The sequence below is a fragment of the Okeania sp. SIO2B9 genome (assembly GCF_010672505.1).
GTDB classification, from domain to species: Bacteria; Cyanobacteriota; Cyanobacteriia; order Cyanobacteriales; family Microcoleaceae; genus Okeania; species Okeania hirsuta.
In genome coordinates this window covers 1-1,911 of record NZ_JAAHGK010001387.1, presented here as the reverse complement: position 1 = coordinate 1,911, position 1,911 = coordinate 1, and the positions used below count along the sequence as shown (strand labels likewise).

The 1,911-nt window shown below is 34.0% G+C and carries 3 protein-coding genes; all 3 read right to left on the bottom strand.

The window, feature by feature from the left end:
- Positions 1-640: 640 nt before the first annotated feature.
- Positions 641-826, bottom strand: a complete 186-nt coding sequence (locus F6K13_RS31030; RefSeq protein WP_124147590.1) for a hypothetical protein — start codon at positions 824-826, stop codon at positions 641-643.
- 95 nt (positions 827-921) lie between these two features.
- Positions 922-1,278, bottom strand: a complete 357-nt coding sequence (locus F6K13_RS31025) for a hypothetical protein (protein WP_124147589.1) — start codon at positions 1,276-1,278, stop codon at positions 922-924.
- Positions 1,279-1,342: 64 nt separating this feature from the next.
- On the bottom strand, positions 1,343-1,911 hold a 569-nt coding region (locus tag F6K13_RS31020), incomplete at its 5' end, for an adenylate/guanylate cyclase domain-containing protein (protein WP_287289561.1).

The window sequence follows — 1,911 nt, the reverse complement described above, 5'->3', positions numbered from 1 at the left end:
TTATTGAATATTTTATTTATATTACATTGTTTAAATTAATACAGGCTATTTTCGGTTAATCAGTTATTTATTATTACTACTTAATTAGGGCTTGCTGATTAAATATAAAAGCATTTACAAATAAAGGTTTTAGAATTTTTAGAGCGAAAAAAAGTGCAATTTTTTAAGATTAAGTGGCCAAAAAGTTACGATTTTTGGCTAACTATGGCAAAAAAAATAAAGGGATAAATATATCCGACTACCTCCTCTAAATTCCCTATCCCTCCTGACTCCTACCCCTGCCAAAAGACTTTTTCAGCAAACCCTAATTCAATATAAATAGTATATGTGTACAGATGAAAATTATAGTAGTTTAACTTAAAAATGAGACGTTTTTTCGTCTGAAACTCCCTCATAGCAAGAAAGCTTTGTCTCAATCTAAAGTTAAATGACTATATATTCAAGTCTAAATCAAGCATAAAGTTGACTTTTAGGTAGGTTTTAGAGGAAAAATTTATAATCGAAAATAATACAAAGATCAACTATAAATTTCCTCATGGATCATCCTGCCTACTGCTTTATGAAAAAATCTACCGCGTCGCAGTATTCTTGAAAAATTGATAAAAATTGAAACTAAAGTTCTTAGAAATTTGGTTGGAAATCATTCATACCCAGACAATTCATAAGAGGTTTGAGGAATCACATTTATATTACGATGAGAATAACGACTAATGGCCAATAAAGGCAAGGCCAGAGTCAGAACAGCGATCGCTGTTCCCAAAATATTTGCAATTCTTTGAGGAGGTTCATCGTCTGAGTAACTGGCAGGTTGACTATCTGATTCCATATTGAGAAAGCTTCTAAAAAACTTAAAATTGTTAGTAGCAATACAAGCTGTATTATGATTTCTTGGGAATAGCCCTAAACTTTGATTGTTAAGAACTACGATTTTTTTTCAACAACTTTGTCCTTAATCTCTTTAGCTGTTTGTGCCAGTACCAGAGATCTTTGACCCATACTTACAGGTAGTCTAGGTATATCTGCCAAAGAAGCACGAGATAAATCCAACAAAAGTTGACGGACTTTTTCTACCCATTCTAATGAATCTGGAGGAATAACTTGGCCATCAGCTTTTTCTTGAATAATTTTTGCTTTCTGTGCTAGTGGTAGAGCTTTTTCTGCAAGATTTTCTGGTAGTTTAGGCTTATCCGACAAGGAAGTACGGACAATCTCAAATAATAATTGATGAATCTGCTCTATCCACTCAGTATCTGAGTAGTGGGAATTTAAATTAGTCATAACTAGGGCTAGTTTTTTTTCAAAATGAGAGTTAACATTCTATTCTTATTTAGATAGATATTGTTTACTTTTCAGTTAAATTCCAGACTCCATCCCAATTTTTTGGAGGAAGCTCGGCCTGAAATAGCTGACAACGATCGCGGTGCAACTTAGCAGCTTTGTTGTTTGGATCGATTTTCAATACTTCTTTAAATTCAGCTTCAGCTAGTGCAAAAGCTTCTTTTATAGAGAGGTCTGTTAAATTTTTTTCTTTGGATGGTCTTAAGTAATACTCTCGTCCTTGATGATAATGTTCAACTATATGGTGTTGTTTCTCCGTTAGCTCTTGCTTCAGATCCCCTTCCTTAAAGCCTAACAGTTCATATATTCTAACAGGCTTACTTTTTCCCTTCACAGTAATTAGGTCTAGTTCCCGAACCCAAAGCATATCTTTGTAAGGTTGATAAGTATTATCACTGATGACCAAATCTGTACCATACTGCTTGCTTGTACCTTCAAGGCGAGAAGCTAGATTAACACCATCTCCAATAGAAGTTAGCTCCATACGCTTACTAGAGCCAATATTACCACTAACCACTTCGTCTGAGTGAATGCCCATACCAATTCTAATAGACATTTTTTTCTTAACTACAC

Bases quoted from the DNA above. Each gene is read 5' to 3' on its own strand.
- F6K13_RS31030 (WP_124147590.1), bottom strand. From the start codon at position 826: ATGGAATCAGATAGTCAACCTGCCAGTTACTCAGACGATGAACCTCCT.
- F6K13_RS31025 (WP_124147589.1), bottom strand. From the start codon at position 1,278: ATGACTAATTTAAATTCCCACTACTCAGATACTGAGTGGATAGAGCAG.